At 71.1% G+C, this 15851-nt stretch carries 18 protein-coding genes; 5 read left to right on the top strand and 13 right to left on the bottom strand.

The window, feature by feature from the left end; translation table 11 throughout:
• Positions 1–17: 17 nt before the first annotated feature.
• The 6 genes from ABT160_RS14695 to ABT160_RS14720 all read right to left on the bottom strand — a co-directional run bounded on the left by ABT160_RS14695 (position 18) and on the right by ABT160_RS14720 (position 4619).
• Entirely contained in the window at positions 18–1016 is a 999-nt protein-coding gene (locus ABT160_RS14695; protein ID WP_351647438.1) for a zinc-binding dehydrogenase, read from the bottom strand.
• Positions 1017–1245: 229 nt separating this feature from the next.
• Positions 1246–1443 carry a hypothetical protein gene (locus ABT160_RS14700; protein WP_351647440.1) on the bottom strand — a complete coding sequence of 66 codons (198 nt, stop codon included), beginning with the start codon at positions 1441–1443 and terminating at the stop codon, positions 1246–1248.
• A gap of 33 nt (positions 1444–1476) precedes the next feature.
• A complete protein-coding gene (locus ABT160_RS14705) occupies positions 1477–3228 on the bottom strand; it encodes an AIPR family protein (protein ID WP_351647441.1) in 1752 nt (583 codons plus the stop codon).
• Positions 3229–3376: 148 nt separating this feature from the next.
• On the bottom strand, positions 3377–3697 hold the full coding sequence (locus tag ABT160_RS14710; protein WP_351647443.1) for a hypothetical protein: 321 nt from the start codon (positions 3695–3697) through the stop codon (positions 3377–3379).
• Positions 3691–4095, bottom strand: coding sequence for an ATP-binding protein (locus tag ABT160_RS14715; protein ID WP_351647445.1), 405 nt, complete (start codon positions 4093–4095; stop codon positions 3691–3693). The genes ABT160_RS14710 and ABT160_RS14715 overlap by 7 nt, the downstream gene beginning before the upstream one ends.
• Before the next feature lie 68 nt (positions 4096–4163).
• A complete protein-coding gene (locus ABT160_RS14720) occupies positions 4164–4619 on the bottom strand; it encodes an NUDIX hydrolase (RefSeq protein ID WP_351647447.1) in 456 nt (151 codons plus the stop codon).
• A 124-nt stretch (positions 4620–4743) separates the two neighbouring features.
• Between ABT160_RS14720 and ABT160_RS14725 the strand changes: the two genes are divergently transcribed.
• The gene (locus tag ABT160_RS14725) at positions 4744–5529 is read left to right on the top strand and encodes a GntR family transcriptional regulator (RefSeq protein WP_351647449.1); all 786 of its coding nucleotides are present in this window, start codon (positions 4744–4746) and stop codon (positions 5527–5529) included.
• Positions 5530–5745: 216 nt separating this feature from the next.
• On the opposite strand, the gene ABT160_RS14730 is transcribed toward ABT160_RS14725, so the two are convergent.
• The 3 genes from ABT160_RS14730 to ABT160_RS14740 all read right to left on the bottom strand — a co-directional run bounded on the left by ABT160_RS14730 (position 5746) and on the right by ABT160_RS14740 (position 8067).
• Positions 5746–6246 (bottom strand): hypothetical protein, encoded by a 501-nt coding sequence (locus tag ABT160_RS14730; RefSeq protein WP_351647451.1) that lies wholly within the window; start codon positions 6244–6246, stop codon positions 5746–5748.
• Between the two features lie 76 nt (positions 6247–6322).
• The gene (locus tag ABT160_RS14735; protein ID WP_351647453.1) at positions 6323–6943 is read right to left on the bottom strand and encodes a response regulator; all 621 of its coding nucleotides are present in this window, start codon (positions 6941–6943) and stop codon (positions 6323–6325) included.
• Complete coding sequence (locus tag ABT160_RS14740; protein ID WP_351647584.1) at positions 6940–8067, bottom strand: sensor histidine kinase; 1128 nt, start codon at positions 8065–8067, stop codon at positions 6940–6942. The genes ABT160_RS14735 and ABT160_RS14740 overlap by 4 nt, the downstream gene beginning before the upstream one ends.
• A 308-nt stretch (positions 8068–8375) precedes the next feature.
• On the opposite strand from ABT160_RS14740, the gene ABT160_RS14745 reads away from it, so the two are divergent.
• Positions 8376–8915: a GlcG/HbpS family heme-binding protein gene (locus ABT160_RS14745; RefSeq protein WP_351647454.1), complete on the top strand. Its 540-nt coding sequence runs from the start codon at positions 8376–8378 to the stop codon at positions 8913–8915.
• Positions 8916–8970: 55 nt separating this feature from the next.
• Positions 8971–10371: a M1 family metallopeptidase gene (locus tag ABT160_RS14750; protein ID WP_502984230.1), complete on the top strand. Its 1401-nt coding sequence runs from the start codon at positions 8971–8973 to the stop codon at positions 10369–10371.
• A 20-nt stretch (positions 10372–10391) separates the two neighbouring features.
• On the opposite strand, the gene ABT160_RS14755 is transcribed toward ABT160_RS14750, so the two are convergent.
• The 4 genes from ABT160_RS14755 to ABT160_RS14770 form a co-directional block, all read right to left on the bottom strand.
• The gene (locus ABT160_RS14755; RefSeq protein WP_351647458.1) at positions 10392–10916 is read right to left on the bottom strand and encodes a GNAT family N-acetyltransferase; all 525 of its coding nucleotides are present in this window, start codon (positions 10914–10916) and stop codon (positions 10392–10394) included.
• A gap of 116 nt (positions 10917–11032) precedes the next feature.
• A complete protein-coding gene (locus ABT160_RS14760) occupies positions 11033–11608 on the bottom strand; it encodes a TerD family protein (RefSeq protein ID WP_351647460.1) in 576 nt (191 codons plus the stop codon).
• Positions 11609–11757: 149 nt separating this feature from the next.
• Entirely contained in the window at positions 11758–12186 is a 429-nt protein-coding gene (arfB, locus tag ABT160_RS14765) for an alternative ribosome rescue aminoacyl-tRNA hydrolase ArfB (RefSeq protein WP_351647462.1), read from the bottom strand.
• A gap of 85 nt (positions 12187–12271) precedes the next feature.
• Positions 12272–12847, bottom strand: coding sequence for a flavin reductase family protein (locus tag ABT160_RS14770; RefSeq protein WP_502984228.1), 576 nt, complete (start codon positions 12845–12847; stop codon positions 12272–12274).
• Positions 12848–13164: 317 nt separating this feature from the next.
• On the opposite strand from ABT160_RS14770, the gene cdgB reads away from it, so the two are divergent.
• Positions 13165–14808 carry a diguanylate cyclase CdgB gene (cdgB, locus tag ABT160_RS14775; protein ID WP_351647465.1) on the top strand — a complete coding sequence of 548 codons (1644 nt, stop codon included), beginning with the start codon at positions 13165–13167 and terminating at the stop codon, positions 14806–14808.
• A gap of 62 nt (positions 14809–14870) precedes the next feature.
• Positions 14871–15839 carry a carbohydrate-binding protein gene (locus ABT160_RS14780; protein WP_351647467.1) on the top strand — a complete coding sequence of 323 codons (969 nt, stop codon included), beginning with the start codon at positions 14871–14873 and terminating at the stop codon, positions 15837–15839.
• Positions 15840–15851: the final 12 nt, after the last annotated feature.

Genomic DNA, 15851 nt, shown 5'->3' on the forward strand with positions numbered 1-15851 from the left:
CCCCCCAGGACCCCCTTTCAGGGCACCAGGACCACCTTCCCCACCGTGCCCCGGCCCTCCAGGGCGCGGTGGGCGTCGGCGGCCCGGGACAGCGGGAACTCCTGGACGGCGGGGCGCAGCCGTCCGGCGGCGGCCTCGGCGAGGGAGCGCAGCTCCAGGGCGCGTACGTCCCCGCCGGCCTTCTGGATCATCACGGGGCCGAGCACGCCCCGCGAGGTGATGCCGCGCTCGGCGAGCTCCTCGTCGGTGAAGGTCAGAGGCCCGCCGTCGTGCAGGCCCCCGCCGGACCAGCCGAACACCACGTGCTGCCCGCCCTCGCCCAGCAGGTCGACGGCGGCGCGCCCGGTGTCGCCGCCCACGGAGTCGTAGACCACGGTGGCGCGGCGGTCGCCCAGGAACTCCCGGACGCGCTCGGGCCAGTCGGGGAGCGTGTAGTCGACGGCGAGGTCGGCGCCGTTCGCACGGACCAGCTCCACCTTGGCGGGGCCGCCCGCGAGGCCGACGACGGTGGCGCCGGCGTTCTTGGCGTACTGCACCAGGAGGGTGCCGATGCCGCCCGCGGCGGCGGGGACGACGGCCACCGAATCGGGACCGAGCGGGGTGAACTGGAGGATGCCCAGGGTGGTGCGACCGGTCCCGATCATGGCGACGGCCTCGGCCGCGCCCAGCCCGTCGGGGAGCTCGTGGAGCCGGTCCGCGTCGGCGACGGCGAGCTCGGCGTACCCGCCGGGGGCCATCCCGAGGTGGACGACCACGCGCTTGCCGAGCCAGCCGGGGTCGGTGCCCTCACCGAGGGCGTCCACGGTCCCGGCGACCTCGCGCCCGGGGACGGTGGGCAGCTCGACGGGGGCGGGGAAGGGCCCGGTCATGCCCTCGCGCAGCGCGGTGTCGAGCAGGTGCACCCCGGCGGCGGCCACGACGACCCGCACCTGCCCGGGCCCGGGCACGGGATCGGGCACCTCGTCGAACACGAGGTTCCCGGCGGGACCGAAGGAGTGGAGACGGATGGCGTGCATGTGGGGCTCCCCTGTGTGTACGGCTGCGTACGTACGTGTACGTGTACGTACGCGACACGACGCGCACCGGAGGGGTGCGCTGACGCTGACGGGGAACAGCGTGTGACCTCAAGCGGGGTTGAGGTCAAGGGGGGGGGCGGGGAGCCCTGACGACCGCGCCCGGCCCCGTACGCGCGAGGACCCCGGCGCGACCGAAGTCGCGCCGGGGTCCTCGTGTGTCTGGGGCCGGCTACGGCCATCGGTAGGCGTCGGAGTCGACTCCCGCCTCCGGAGTTCGCGACAGGGTGACGTAACAGGAGTACTCGGGGCCACCCACCTTCAACAGCGAAAAGATGTCGAGGCCGTGCCGGGCGAAACGGTGGAGGTACTGGAGGAACGGCTCCAACTCCTCGTCGGAGAGCGGCTCGTGTTGCCGGTCGATACGCACGCAGCCGCCCTCCGGTCAGCTCGGGTACAGGATCTAGTACAGAACATGCTGTGCGAAGGCCTCGAATGTGCCTTTACTGTGCTTCCGAGCTGAGTTCACTTGGGCTCGAAAGCTCTTCACGGCCAGGTCGACTGCTGCCCGGTTTCGTAGCGCGGTAGATGTCACCAACGGGCTGCGCAGCTGATCCGGGGCGAAGGCAAGCAGCGATTCGACCACAGGCTCCCATGCTTGGGCGGCTTTAGACATGTTCAGATTTTTCTTGAAACGGAGAGAATGAGGATTTGCGACAGCCGTGCCAATCAGAGTCTCGTGTACGGCACCGATCGCCTCAACAGCCAATACGATTGATCCGCGAAGGCTCAGCCACTCGAACAGATCCGTTTCGTCTTGAAGTCTGTCAGAGGCCTCGATGCGGGTGAGTTTGGTTTTCTCCGTCTCAATCGCGCGCATCAGGCTCGTGACGAACACGATGTGCTCAGCTGTCACACGCTCAGGGAAGACGCGGCTGTAGATGTCGTCTTGCTCCCAGATCTTGCTCTTCTCGTGATACGCGGTGTGAGACGCGCCATGAAAAGCTGCGAGTGCCTGGGCGGCTGCCTCTGCGGTGAGTTGATTTTCGCCCGGTCGACGGATTACATCTTCCGCACCTCCGCGCCGCCCCCCGTTATAGCCAACGACGCCCAGTCTGACGAACTCCTCAACGAGGCGCCGTTGGATGCCGTCGTTGCTACGGAAGTCTGAGGCACGCGTGGGGTTTTGCCGGTTGTTGAAGCGGACGATGCTCCTTACGGTTTCCGGATCGTCGCAGCGGATGAAGCGGGCGAGTACGTGACTTTCCTTGCCAAGCTCGCCAGCTGGTACAGAGCCGATCGCGCCTGTGGTCTGAGCTCCGTTGACAATGCCCAACCCAGTGATCTCAAGGGTATTCGTGTCAATCACTTGGAAGTCGTGGACTAGTGCTGTAATGCCGTTGTTGTATGCCCAAAGATTTGCCGGCTCGCTACGAACGGTCTCCTGGATCCCGTTATTGATATTCCCTTTAGATCGACTGCTTCCCAGGTAGTCGCGAACGTTGGGAGAGAAAAGACCGGCCTCGTGTTCCTTGTACCTCTCATGAAGCCAGCTGATTGGTACGCTGGTACACAGGGCTGTCCAATTAGTGCCACTTTCCTCAAAAGCCCCGGGGACATCGATCCTGAAGGTATCTGACACGAGAATTGGGGCCTGAGAGTTTTCGTACCTGCGAGACAGTAGGTGACGACCCAGCTCTGTCCCAGATACGTTGAATTCTCCGTCAGGATAGCTCTGGCGTAGCATTTGGAATGCCGCCTCGCTAGCTACGTTGATCTCCTGAGTTACCTGTTGAGATTCCGGGAGGTTGTGAACATACCAGATTTCTACCTCGCCGATGGCGTCAGCGTCGAGGGCGTCGTGAAGTTCCCGCCAGGCTCCGAGTAGAGTTTCGGGTACCCCGACCGGCAGTTTCTTGCTGAACAACCAATTAACTGCCTGGTGGAGAGTTGCTGCTTTGCCTGCAGGTGCCTGAAGCTTTTGAGTGTTCTGGGCCTCGTAGCCTTGAGCGAGTACTACACGCCCGCCATCGCGGTCAATGTAGAGGAGGTCGCAGGCTTTATCGTTCCCTGCGTCTGTCAATGCCGTGGCGGCCGCAGTGTTGATATCCTCGATATCGAATGTGAGTTGCAGTGCGAATAGTAGCCTCTTGTTGGATTCGTATTGGTCAAGGTCAACGCGCTTTTGGAGTGCAACTTCGAGGCTCTCTGTCACGTGCTCAGGGTACTCTCGCGCCTTGCTTGGCGTCTCCTATTCCCGCACTGTTCTCGCTGAACCGCGTGGCCGTGCTCCTGCGGCCAGGTTGTTGCCCGAGCGACTTCTCGCAGCGAAGGTGCCGCTGTTCGGTCGGCCGCCCGTAGGGTCATGTCCAGGTTGGACGTCCTGTTCGTTTTTCCGCTGTTATCGGACTCGCCGTCCACCCCATCGACAAGCCCTCCTGGGCCATCGACAGGTTTACCGACTTGCCTGCCTCCAGGGCTCGTTCGGACTCGTGCAGCGTCGCCAGGAAGTCCGTCGCCCTCGACAACGCCTTGCCCTCCAGCGCGTGCAGCGCCGTCTCCACGCAGATCCGCAGCCAGCGCACCGCCTCGTCCGCCGACTGCACCCCGATCGACGCCTCGGCCACCACCGCACCGTTGCGCGTCGCCTCGAACTCGCACAGGAACCGCGGCGGCCTCAGCACGGGAACTCCGCCGTCACTGTCCGGCCGGCCGTCGCGTCGCCGGTGATCTCCAGGCCCCCGCCTGCGACGCTCGCGAGCAAGGACACGATGCTCAGCCCCCGGCCGTGGTCCGACTCCTGCGGGGCCTTCAAGACCTCTGGCCCCGACAGGCAGCCGCCGCCGTCCGTCACGGCGACCCGTAGTCCGGTCTCGCCCAGCGCGAGCGTGACGCGGAAGGACGTACTCGCCGTGTGCTTCAGCGCGTTCGTCCCCAGTTCGCTCACCACCAGGACCGCGTCATCCACCCTCGGGTGTTCTCGTAGGACGTCGCGCGTCCAGCGGCGGGCCCGGGCCACTTCTTCCGGGGCGCCGGGGCAGATCAGGCCCCAGACTCTCCAGGCCCTCGATCCCTCACTCATATACTCGTCCATACAAGTTACTCCGTGCAGGTAGGCGGTCCGTGGACCGGGTTTTCACGGGGCTCGTGCTAGATGAGTCGAACGCCGTCGTGTGCGCGGACTGCCGGCGGGGTCGTGCGGTCCAGTGCGTCCAGGACGCGGATCGCGTACGCCTCGTCGGCCAGCTCGACCACTTCCTCGCGGGTGACCCAACGCAGTGCGCGGGTCTCGTCACCGGTCGTCGGAGCTCCGTCGATGGCCTCGCAGCGGAAGACCAGGGAGACGATCAGGCCGGTCATGTTCTTGTAGACGCCGGTCAGGGTCGCCGGGAGGGCGATCTTGATGCCGGTCTCCTCCAGGACTTCGCGTTGCAGGGCGTCGGGGAGGGTTTCGTCGCGTTCGACCACGCCGCCGGGCGGCTCCCACTTACCGTTGTCCCGCCGTTTGATCAGGAGCGCGCGGTCCGCGTCGTCGACGATCACGCCCGCGACGCTGACGGAGTGCGGGCGGTCAGTGGCCGTGCCGGTGTTCGTGCCGGTGCTCACGTTCCTCCGTCCTGCCGGTCCAGGGGGGTCGGGTTTCTGTACTTTAGCGATTCTGCTTCTCTACTTGTCTAGATATCTGGATATCTCGGCTCCCGAGCCCCAACCAAGCCCCAAGGAGTACGGCATGGCTCTTCCCTCTGGTCTGCTCGGTCCCCTCGACCCCGCCAGCGATCGCGCCGTCTTCCGTCAGATCGCCGACCAGCTGCGCGAAGCCATCGCCAAGGGACGGTTGGGCGAGGGCGAGAAGTTGCCGTCCGAGAGCGAGCTCGTCGAGCACTACGGCGTTTCCCGGATGACCGTGCGCAACTCGTTGTCCGTTCTGCAGGGCGAGGGGCTCGTCGTGTCCGAGCACGGCAAGGGCGTCTTCGTACGGCTCCGGCCCCCGCTGCGGCGTCTCGCCTCCGACCGGTTCGCCCGACGCCACCGCGAGCAGGGCAAGTCCGCCTTCACCGTGGAGGCCGAAGCCGCCGGGGTGCGTTCCGAGGTCGACAGTCTGGAGGTCGGGGAGGAGAAGCCCTCCGCCGACGTCGCCGCCCGGCTCGGGTCGTCTCGCAAGGTCCTCGTCCGGCGTCGGCGGTATCTCGTCGACGGGCGGCCGGTCGAGTTCGCGGCCTCCTACCTTCCCCTCGACATCGTGCGCGGGACCGCGATCACCGAGCCCAACCCCGGGCCCGGCGGCATCTACGCCCGGCTGGAGGAGAGCGGGCACCGTCTGGATCGTTTCGACGAGGAGATCCGGTCCCGGATGCCCACCCCGCGGGAAGCCCGGACCCTTCAACTCGCCTCCGGCGTGCCCGTGTTCCATCTCGTCCGGACCGCGTACGACACCGAGGGGCGCGCCGTGGAGGTCTGCGACACCCTCATGGCCGCCGACGCCTTCGTCCTCAGCTACCAGCTTCCCGCGCAGTGAAGCCGGGGTGGCCCAGGCCCACGGCCCCGTTGTCAGTGGGCGCGTCTAGGGTCGGGGGCGGGGTGCGCGGTTGGCTTCCGGGGGTTCCAGCTCTGTAGGGAATGGTTGCATCCCCGGTCTGTCCGGGGGCGGCCCGGAGATCCTGTCCGGGACCCAACCGACGGCCGGGCTCTGTCGATGGCCCGGGGTGACCTGCCAGCGCCGGCCGCGCACCCCCTACGACACCCTCGGGAACCTCGCCTGGAGGTCCCAGATCGCCGGGTTGTCCGCGAGGGGCTCGTGCATGTCCGTCAGGTCCGCCAGCAGGTCGTGCAGGAAGTCGCGGGCCTCGCGGCGGAGTTCGGTGTGGGAGAAGGTCAGCGGGGGCTCGTCGGACGCCATCCAGTCCGACTCCACGTCCACCCAGCCGAAGCGGCGCTCGAAGAGCATCCGGTCCGTGGACTCCGTGAAGTCCAGCTCCGCGTACTGCGGCCGCGAGGCGCGGCTGCCGCGCGGGTCGCCGTCCAGGCGCTCCACGATGTCGCACAGCGCCCAGGCGAAGTCGAGCACCGGCACCCATCCCCAGGCCGTGGACACCTCGCGGTCCGCCTTGGTGTCGGCCAGGTACACGTCCCCGCAGAACAGGTCGTGGCGCAGGGCGTGGACGTCCGCGGTGCGGTAGTCCGTCTGCGGGGGGTCGGGGAAGCGGCGGGAGAGGCTGTAGCCGATGTCGAGCACGTCAGTGATGGTGTCATGGGTGGGGGGCCCGTGGCGCGCGGGCCGGAGAGCCGGGGAGGACCCCGGCGCCCGCGCCCTATGGCAGCAGGCGTTGTTCCTTCGCCACCGAGACCGCCCCCGCCCTCGTGTCCACGCCCAGCTTCGCGTAGATGCGGCCCAGGTGCGTCTTCACCGTCGCCTCGCTGATGAACAGCGCCCGCGCGATCTCCCGGTTGCCCAGGCCCTGTGCCAGCTGGGCCAGGATCTCCGACTCGCGGTCGGTCAGGGTCGGGCCCGCCGCGCCCCGCATCCGGTCCATCACCCGGCTCGCCACCGGGGCCGACAGGGCGGTGCGGCCCTCCGAGGCCGCGCGGATCGCCGCGAACAGTTCCTCCGGGCGCTCCGCCTTCAGCAGGTAGCCCGTCGCCCCGGCCGCGATCGCGCGGGTGATGTCCGCGTCCGTGTCGTACGTGGTGAGGACCAGGACGCGCACGGTCGGCGAGGCGATCGTGCGGGTGGCCTCCACGCCGTCCATGCCCGGGCCCAGCTGGAGGTCCATCAGCACCACGTCCGGCGCCAGCTTCGCCGCCATGGCGACCGCCTCCTCGCCGCTGCCCGCCTCGCCGACGACCTCGAAGCCGTCCTCGCTGCCCAGGAGTGCCAGCAGGCCCGCGCGGACCACCACGTGGTCGTCGCAGAGGAGGATGCGTACCGTCATCGGTGCTCCCGGAGAGGTGTGGTCAGGGGGATGGCGACCGAGAGGACCGTGCCCTCGCCCGGGGCCGACTCGATCGTCAGGGTGCCGCCCAGCTGGCGCACCCGCGCCTCGATCGCGGGCAGGCCGTGGCCCCGGGCGCCCGGGGGCGCCGTCGCCGACGGGGTGAAGCCGCGGCCGTCGTCCGCCACGTCCAGGAGCACCTGGTCGTCCAGGTACGACAGGGTCAGCGCGGCCGTGCTCGCCCCCGCGTGCTCCCGTACGTTCGCCAGGGCGCCCTGCGCGATGCGGACCAGGGCCGACTGGACGCGGTCGGGGAGGGCCAGCGGGGTGCCGTCGGCCCGGAAGCCGGCCGACTCGCGCGCGGCCAGGCGGCTCAGGGCGGCCTCCAGGCTGCCGCCCTCGGCGAGGTCGGCGGGGGCCAGGTCGTGGACGAAGCGGCGGGCCTCGGCGAGGTTGTGCTCGGCGATGGAGGCGGCGGTGCGCACGTGGGTGCGGGCCGCGGGCGGGTCCCCGTCCCAGGTGCGCTCGGCGGCCTGGAGGAGCATCCGCTGGCTGGACAGGCCCTGGGCCAGGGTGTCGTGGATCTCCATGGACAGCCGCTGGCGCTCGGCGAGGGTGCCCTCGCGGCGCTCGGTGGCGGCCAGTTCGCGCCGGGTGCGGATCAGGTCGTCGATCAGGGCGCGCTGGCGGGCGGCCAGGCGCTGGGCGTGTACGAAGACCGCGGTGGCGATGGCCGCCACCGCGGGCGGGCCGACCACCAGGTCCGGGTCGAAGTCGCGGTGGGACAGGCGCAGCTGGGCGCCGACGACGAAGGCGGTGAGCAGGGCCACCAGGGGGATGGCCGCCCGCTCGGGCAGGGTGCGCAGCCCGGTGTAGAACAGCGGCACCGCGCACCACGCGAAGCTGGGGGCCAGGATCACCAGGACCATCCAGACGACGACGACCCCGCCCAGCCAGGCCAGCCGCCGCGGGGCGACCCGGGGGCCGGACACCGCACCGACCGCGTACAGCACGGTCAGCACCGCGCACAGGACCAGGATCCAGGGGGAGCGGCCCTCCCAGGGGTGGCGCAGCAGGTAGCGGGTCAGCGACGCGGCCAGCAGCAGGTAGAAGACCGCGTGCATGACCCGGGCCAGCCAGCGGGCGTCCGGGTCGTGCTCGTGCTGTCGCTCGTCCCTCACCCTCGCCCCACCTCTCCGCCTCACCTTCGCTTCTGACCTGGTCCTTCTTCTCCATGGTGACCCGAGAGGACCACGGCGGCATCAGCCGATCGGTTGACCCGGGCGTCGTCCGTACCGCGCGCCGAGGGCAGCCGCTGGGCCGACCGTACGGGCCCGGATCCGGCCCGAGAGTGGATGTCAGAGCCCGGCGGGATCCCCCCGAACCCGCCGGGCCACCCAGAACTCCTCACTCTTCCTTCAGGAGCCCCGGCATGAACCGCACCAAGAAGATCCTGCTCGGCGCCACCACCGCCGCCGCCCTGGCCGCCGGCACCTTCGGTGCCGTCTCCGCCAACGCCGCCGCCCCCGAGGCCGCGCCGGCCGCGGCCACCGCCGCGCGGGGCAACACCACGACGTCCACCCACCTGACGGTGGAGGCCGCGACGAAGGCCGCGCAGGCCGCCCTGAACGCCGCGAAGAAGGAGAACCAGCGCGTCTCCGTCGCCGTCGTGGACCGCAACGGCAACACCATCGTCACCCTGCGCGGCGACGGTGCCGGCCCGCAGTCCCCGGAGTCGGCCGTCCGCAAGGCGTACACCGCCGTGTCCTGGAACGCCCCGACCTCGGAGCTGGCCAAGCGCCTGACCAATGCGCCGACCCTGAAGGACATCCCGAACACCCTGTTCCTCGCCGGTGGCGCCCCGGTGACCGCGAACAACGCCCCGATCGCCGCCGTCGGTGTCGCGGGCGCGCCCTCCGGCGACCTCGACGAGAAGTTCGCCCAGGCGGGCGTCGCGTCCCTGGGCCGCTGACGCCCCCGGCGCGGCACCTGAACGCGTGAGCGGAGGTCCGTGGCCCGTGCATAGGATCGTGCACGTGGCCCCGGACCTTCGCACGTACGTACGCGCCGCCGTCGCGCTCCTCCTCGCCGGGGCCGCCGGCTGCACGGGCGTCGACGGCACCCCCGGCGCGGCCGGGGCCCGCGACCCGTACTTCCCCCGGCTCGGCAACGGCGGCTACGACGTCCGGCACTACGGCCTGACCCTCGACTACGACCCGGCCACCCGCCGGCTCACCGGCCGCGCCGAGATCACCGCCGAGGCCACCCAGGACCTGAGCGCGTTCAACCTGGACCTCGCCGGGATGAGCGTGCGCGGGGCCACCGTGGACGGCGAGCGGGCGACCGTGCGGCGCTCGGGCCGGGAGCTGACGCTGCGCCCGCGCGGCGAGCTGAAGAGCGGCAGCACCTTCCGGGCCGTCGTCGACTACGCGGGCGTCCCCGAGCGGATCACCGACGCGGACGGCTCCCACGAGGGCTGGCTGCCGACCCCGGACGGGGCGCTGGGGGTGGGCGAGCCGACGGGGTCGGCGGCCTGGTTCCCCGGCAACCACCACCCGTCGGACAAGGCGGCGTACGACGTCGAGGTCACCGTCCCCGAGGGCCTGACGGCCGTCTCCAACGGGACCCTGAAGAGCACCACGACGCGCGCCGGGCGCACCACCTTCTCCTGGCACAGCCCCGAGCCGATGGCGAGCTACCTGGCGCTGATGGCGATCGGGAAGTACGACGTGCGCACCGGCCGCTCGCCCGGCGGGGTGCCGTACTACACGGCCGTGGACCCGGCCGTGGCGAAGGACGCCGACGTCGAGTCCGTACGGGCCGACCTGCCCGGGGTTGTCGACTGGGCCGTGGAGAACTTCGGCCCCTACCCCTTCTCCGGCGCGGGCGCGGTCGTCGAGCCGGGGGAGGTCCTGGAGTACGCCCTGGAGACGCAGACCAAGCCGGTCTTCCCGGTGGGCGCCTTCGACGAGCTGACGCTGGTGCACGAGATCGCGCACCAGTGGTTCGGGAACTCCGTCTCGCCCCGCGACTGGCGGGACATGTGGCTGAACGAGTCCTTCGCGACGTACGCCGAGTGGATGTACGACGAGGACTTCGACGACGTGCCGGTCGAGGACGCCTTCCAGGAGGAGTACGACTCCGACGCGAACTGGGCGTTCTCCCCGGCGAAGCCGCCGACGGCGGCGGACGTCTCGGAGCCGCCGGTGTACGGGCGCGGGGCGATGGTCCTGCACAAGGTCAGGGAGGCCGTCGGGGACGACGTGTTCTTCGAGGTCCTCAAGGGCTGGCCCGCGGCCTTCCGGCACGGCAACGCCTCCACCGCGGACTTCACCGCGTACGTGGAGGAGACCGCGGACGAGGACCTGTCGGAGGTCTGGGACGTCTGGCTGTACGGCGAGGGCCGTCCCAAGAGCCCGGACGCCTGAGCCCGCAGCCCGGGTCCCCCTCACGCCTCCGGCCGCAGCGGCTTGCGCATCACCACGCAGGGGCGGCCCCGCTGGAGGTCCGGGCGGCGGCCGGTCTCCCGGTAGCCCAGGGCGCCCCAGAAGGCGAGGCCCGGCGCGTTGTCCTCCAGGACGGCCAGCCGCAGCGCGGCGCGCCCGGCGGCCAGGAAGCCCTCCTCCACGTACCGGGCCAGGCGGCGCCCGTGGCCCTGGCCGTGCAGGCGCGCGTCCACCAGGAGCAGCCCGAGCCAGGGGTCGGGGTCGGCCGGGTCCGGGTGGTGGGCCAGGGTGACGGCGACCGCGACCAGACGGCCCCGCGAGCGGGCCAGGAGCACCTCGGCGCCGGGGTGCGCCAGGTCGTCGGCGAGCGCGGCGGCCACCTGCTCGGGGCGGACGTTGTCCGGGTCGGGGAAGTCCCCGCTGAGGGCGTGGAAGGCGTGGTTGGACGCGTACAGGCCGGTGAGCTCGGTCAGTACGGGGGCGGGGATGTCACCGCCGGCGGGCACGACGAGGGGTTCGACGATCATGCGGCCACGGTAGGCGCGGCGGGGGCCGGGTGCGCCCGGGTGCGGGGCCGTGAAAAGCGCGGGGGCCCCGCCCGGCTCCTGGGAGTCGGGCGGGGCCCCGGCCGGGACCGGTCGGGTCAGATGTTGACGCCGAAGTCGCGGGCGATGCCCTCGAGGCCGGAGGCGTAGCCCTGGCCGACCGCGCGGAACTTCCACTCCGCGCCGTTGCGGTACAGCTCGCCGAAGACCATGGCGGTCTCGGTGGCGGCGTCCTCGCTCAGGTCGTAGCGGGCGATCTCGGCGCCGCCGGCCTGGTTGACGATGCGGATGTACGCGTTGCGCACCTGGCCGAAGTTCTGCGAGCGGTTGACCGCGTCGTAGATGGAGACCGGGAAGACGATCTTGTCGACGTCGGCCGGGAGGCCCGCGAGGTTCACGTTGATCTGCTCGTCGTCGCCCGCGCCGTCACCGGTGCGGTTGTCGCCGGTGTGCACGATGGTCTGGTCCGGCGTGGCCTTGTTGTTGAAGAAGACGAAGTGCTGGTCGGAGGCGACCTTGCCGGCCGCGTCCACGCCGATGGCGGAGGCGTCCAGGTCGAAGTCGGTGCCCGTGGTGGTGCGGACGTCCCAGCCGAGGCCGACCGTGACGGCGGTGAGGCCCGGCGCCTCCTTGGTCAGCGAGACGTTGCCGCCCTTGGACAGGCTTACAGCCATGGGATGTCCCCTTCATCGGTTGTCGACGGAGTCGTCATCCGTCGTCATCCGTCATAACGCGGAGTGGGTCGTGCCGGTTCCAGGGGAGGCAAAGGGAAGGGAAAGAGCCGGGAAAGCGGGGCGGGGCGGCGGGACTTCCGCGCCGCGCCCTACCCCCAGTCGCGCCCCGAGCGCCCGCGCTTGGTGTCGGAGCGGGCCTTCTTCTCCCGCAGCCGCCGCTCGTTGATCCCGCGCGGGATGCGGGTCGCGCGGCGGGGCTTGGGCGGCGGCGCCGTCGCCTCGGCCAGCAGCGACGCCAGGCGCACCGCCGCCGTCTCGCGGTTGCGCCACTGGGAGCGGTGCTCCGACGCGCGTACGGTGATCACGCCGCCGACCAGCCTGGACGCCAGGCGCTCCAGGGCGCGGGCCTTCCAGACCGGTGGCAGCGCCTCCGTGCGCGCGAGGTCGAAGCGCAGCTCCACCTGGGAGTCGCTGGTGTTCACGTGCTGCCCGCCGGGCCCCGACGAGCGCGAGAAGCGCCACTGGAGCTCGGCCTCGGGCAGGAGGACGGAGCCTCGGATGACATGGGGACCGGACATGTCACCCATGGTCCCCGGGCCCGGCGCCCGCGTCACCCTCTTTTGCTCCCGGGTCGCCCGGAGACCCGGGCAGTCGCGGGGCCGCTCAGCCCAGCCGCCCGTACCTGCCCTTGAAGTACAGCAGCGGGTCCCCCTCGCCCGTGGGCGCGTCCACCGTCAGGACCCGGCCGATCACCAGCGTGTGGTCGCCGGCCGCCACCCGCTGCTCCGTGCGGCACTCCAGGGTGGCCAGCGCGCCGCCCATCAGTGGCGCCCCGCTCACCGCGCCGCGCGTGAACGCGGTGTCGGCGAACAGCAGCCGGTCGCTGATGCGGCCCTTCATGGCGAACCGCCCGGCGATCGTGCGCTGGTCCTCGGCGAGCAGCGAGACGCCCCACAGCGGCTGTTCGGCGAGCAGGTCGTCCATCCGGGAGCCCTCGCGCAGGCTGACCATCACCAGCGGCGGGTCCAGGGACACCGAGACGAAGGCGGTGGCGGTCATGCCGACGTCCTCGCCGCGCGGCCCCTCGTCCGGGTCGTGCGCGGTCACCAGGACCACTCCGGCGGCCAGCCGGGCCAGGGCGGCGCGGAACTCGTCGTTGCTCACCCCTTCAGCATGCGCGAGCCCGGGGCGGGGGGCCGGGACGGAGGGGGCCGGAACGGTGCGGGTGGTCTTGGACACGTACGGCACGCTAGCCCCGGCCCGTTCCCGTCCGCATCGGCCCCCGGGACCAGGCGGGTCCTAGGACCCGGGCCCCGGGAGGCGGTGGGATCCGCGGCCCGCGAAGCCGGGAACCGGGGCGGGACCAGTCCTGGAGCATTCCCGCGAGGACGCGTTCCTCCCATGGTCATCTCATGTGACTTGAGTCACAGAGGCCGGGAATTGTTGACCCTGTGTACCGGCCGAACAGCTCACTGTGATTCAGTGGCGGGGACAGTGCATCAAGAGAGCCGATGAGAATCCTGGAGTTGCTGTCGAGGTCTCGGGGAGAGCGAGCAATGGAGACCGAGTCGGAGCCGTACGTCCGTCTTGCGACCCTGCGGCAGCTGCACAAGGTCGTCGCGGACCTCAACACCGCCCGCAGCCTTGCCGACACGCTGCAGACCGTCGCCGACGGCATCGTCGCGGGGCTCGGCTACGAGCTGGCCTGCGTCAACCTGGTGCGCCCCGACGGTGACCTGGTCGTCGCCGCCTTCGCCGGAAGCCCCGCCGCGGAAGCCCTGATCACCGGCCGGGTCGGCTCCCGCGCCTCCTGGGAGCGCCGCCTGGGCATGGGCGAGGCCTGGGGCGACCTGCGGTTCATACCGCACACCGAGGGCTGGGTGCTCATCGAGGACGACGTGCCCCAGTGGTACACCGAGGGCCCCGAGCCGCGCTTCGAGGACGAGTGGCACCCCCAGGACCGGCTCTACGCGCCCATGTACGGCTCCGGGAGCGGCCGCGAGCTGCTGGGCGTGATATCCGTCGACCGCCCGCGCAACGGCCGCCACCCCGGCCCCTGGGGCCAGGAGGCCCTGCAGATGTACGCGTCGCAGTCGGCCATCGCCATCAGCAACGCCCGGCTGCGCGCCAACATGCAGCGCGCCCTGGTCCGCCTGGAGCGCGAGCAGCAGGCGCTGCGGGCCAGCGAGGAGTCCTTCCGCCAGGCCTTCGAGTACGCGCCCTCCGGCATGGCCATCGCCGAGATGGGCGGCGACCAGCACGGGCGGCTGCTGCGGGCCAACGACGCGCTCTGCCGGCTGCTCGGGCGCCCCGCCTCCGTGATGCGCCGCTACTCCTTCGCCGACCTGGTGCACCCCGAGGACATCGGCACCCTGCTGCGCACCTCCGCCGAGGGCGGGCGGGCCGAGCTGCGGCTCGGCCGCAGGGACGGTTCGTACGTCTGGGTCAACCTGCGCAACTCCGTGGTCGCCGACACCGCCGACGGGCCCCGCTTCCTGCTCACCCACGTCGAGGACATAGAGGACCGCAAGCGGCACGAGCTGCAGCTGGCCCACCGCGCCTCGCACGACGCGCTCACCGGCCTGCCCAACAGCGCCGAGCTGCGCGCCCGGCTCAGCTCCCGGCTCTGCGAGCGCCCGCACGCGGTGCGCGGCCCGGCGGGCGGGTACGGGGCGGGGGAGTACGGCCAGGAGCCGGAGCACGGCTTCCGCGCCGACGGCTTCGACTTCGACGCCGCGGGCGGCGGCCCCTTCGACCACCACGTGCACACGGTCGCGCCGGACGGCGCCGCGGACGACGGCACCAAGGGCCTCGCGGTGCTCTTCTGCGACCTGGACGGCTTCAAGTCGATCAACGACCGGTTCGGCCACCACACGGGTGACGAGGTGCTGATCGAGGTCGCGCGCCGGCTCACCACCGGGGTGCGCGACGGGGACACGGTGGCCCGGCTCGGCGGCGACGAGTTCGTGGTGCTCGCCGACGGGCTCGGCGCGGCCGACGCCGCGGACCTCGCGGTCCGGCTGCGCAACGCGATCATCCCGCCCATCCGGGTGGACGGCCGCGCGGTCCGGGTGGGCGCCAGCTTCGGCATCGGCTGGGCGGAGTGCGGGATGTCCGTCGAGGAGGTGCTGTCCTCCGCTGACCAGCGGATGTACGTGGAGAAGCGGTCCCGGGCCAAGGTGCACCGGCGGGCCGGGTGACCCGTACGGGGTAGGGTGGCCGGTCGATGACGGCTGGCGAGCAAGGCGAGGAGTGACCAGGGATGGCTGCCGGTGACAACGGCGCGAGCACGCCCGAGGACGACGACCCGTTCGGCTACCTCTACGAGGACGGCCAGGCGTCGGGCGCACGTCCGCCGCGCCAGGGCGGCTACGGCTACCCCGGTCCCATGGGCCAGAGCCAGCCCGGGGTGCCCCGCACCTCCTACAACCAGGTCCGCACGGTGGGCGAGCGCCAGTACGGGCAGCAGCAGTACGGCCAGCCGCCGTACGGGCAGCAGGTCCCGCACCAGGGCCAGTACAACCAGCCCAGCCCGCAGTACGCCGCGCCCGAGACCTACCCCGGCGGCTCCGTCACCCGCCCGGTGCCCGTGCAGGAGCCCTCGCAGCGCGGCGGCCCCAACACCCGGGGCCTGCTGATCGGCGCGATCGCGGTCGTCCTGGTCGTGGTGGCCGGCATCACCGTCGCGGTGCTCACCAACGGCAACGACAAGAACGACGACGCGGCCGGCGGCGGCGTCACCCCGAGCCAGTCCCAGGAGCAGTCGCCGAGCCCCGAGGCCTCGGACGACTCCGGGGACAAGCCGGTGGAGCTGCCCCGGCAGGACGCGGCCACGCTGCGCCTCGGCCCGCCCGCGGCGCTCGCCAAGGACATCAAGGGCGCCAAGGGCGCGGACGGTGCCTACGTGGCGTTCAACGGGGTCGGCGGCTCGGCCAGCTGGTCGGTGGACGTGCCCGAGGACGGCCCGTACACGATCTTCATCACGTACGGCGTGCCCGGCAAGGACGCCAAGACCTCGCTGACGATCAACGACCAGAAGCCGCGGACCATAAACATGTCCAACTTCGCCCGGGCGAAGGAGGGGGACTGGGAGAAGGGCTGGACCCGCACGTTCTCCTTCCTGGACCTCAAGAAGGGCAAGAACGACCTGAAGATCTCCTGCGAGCAGGGCGACCAGTGCGACGCCTACCTCGACCAGGTCTTCCTCAAGCAGGGCCACGTCCGCAACTAGTACCTGCCCGGC

The organism is Streptomyces sp. NPDC001941 (genome assembly GCF_040296945.1).
In the GTDB taxonomy this organism is placed as follows: domain Bacteria; phylum Actinomycetota; class Actinomycetes; order Streptomycetales; family Streptomycetaceae; genus Streptomyces.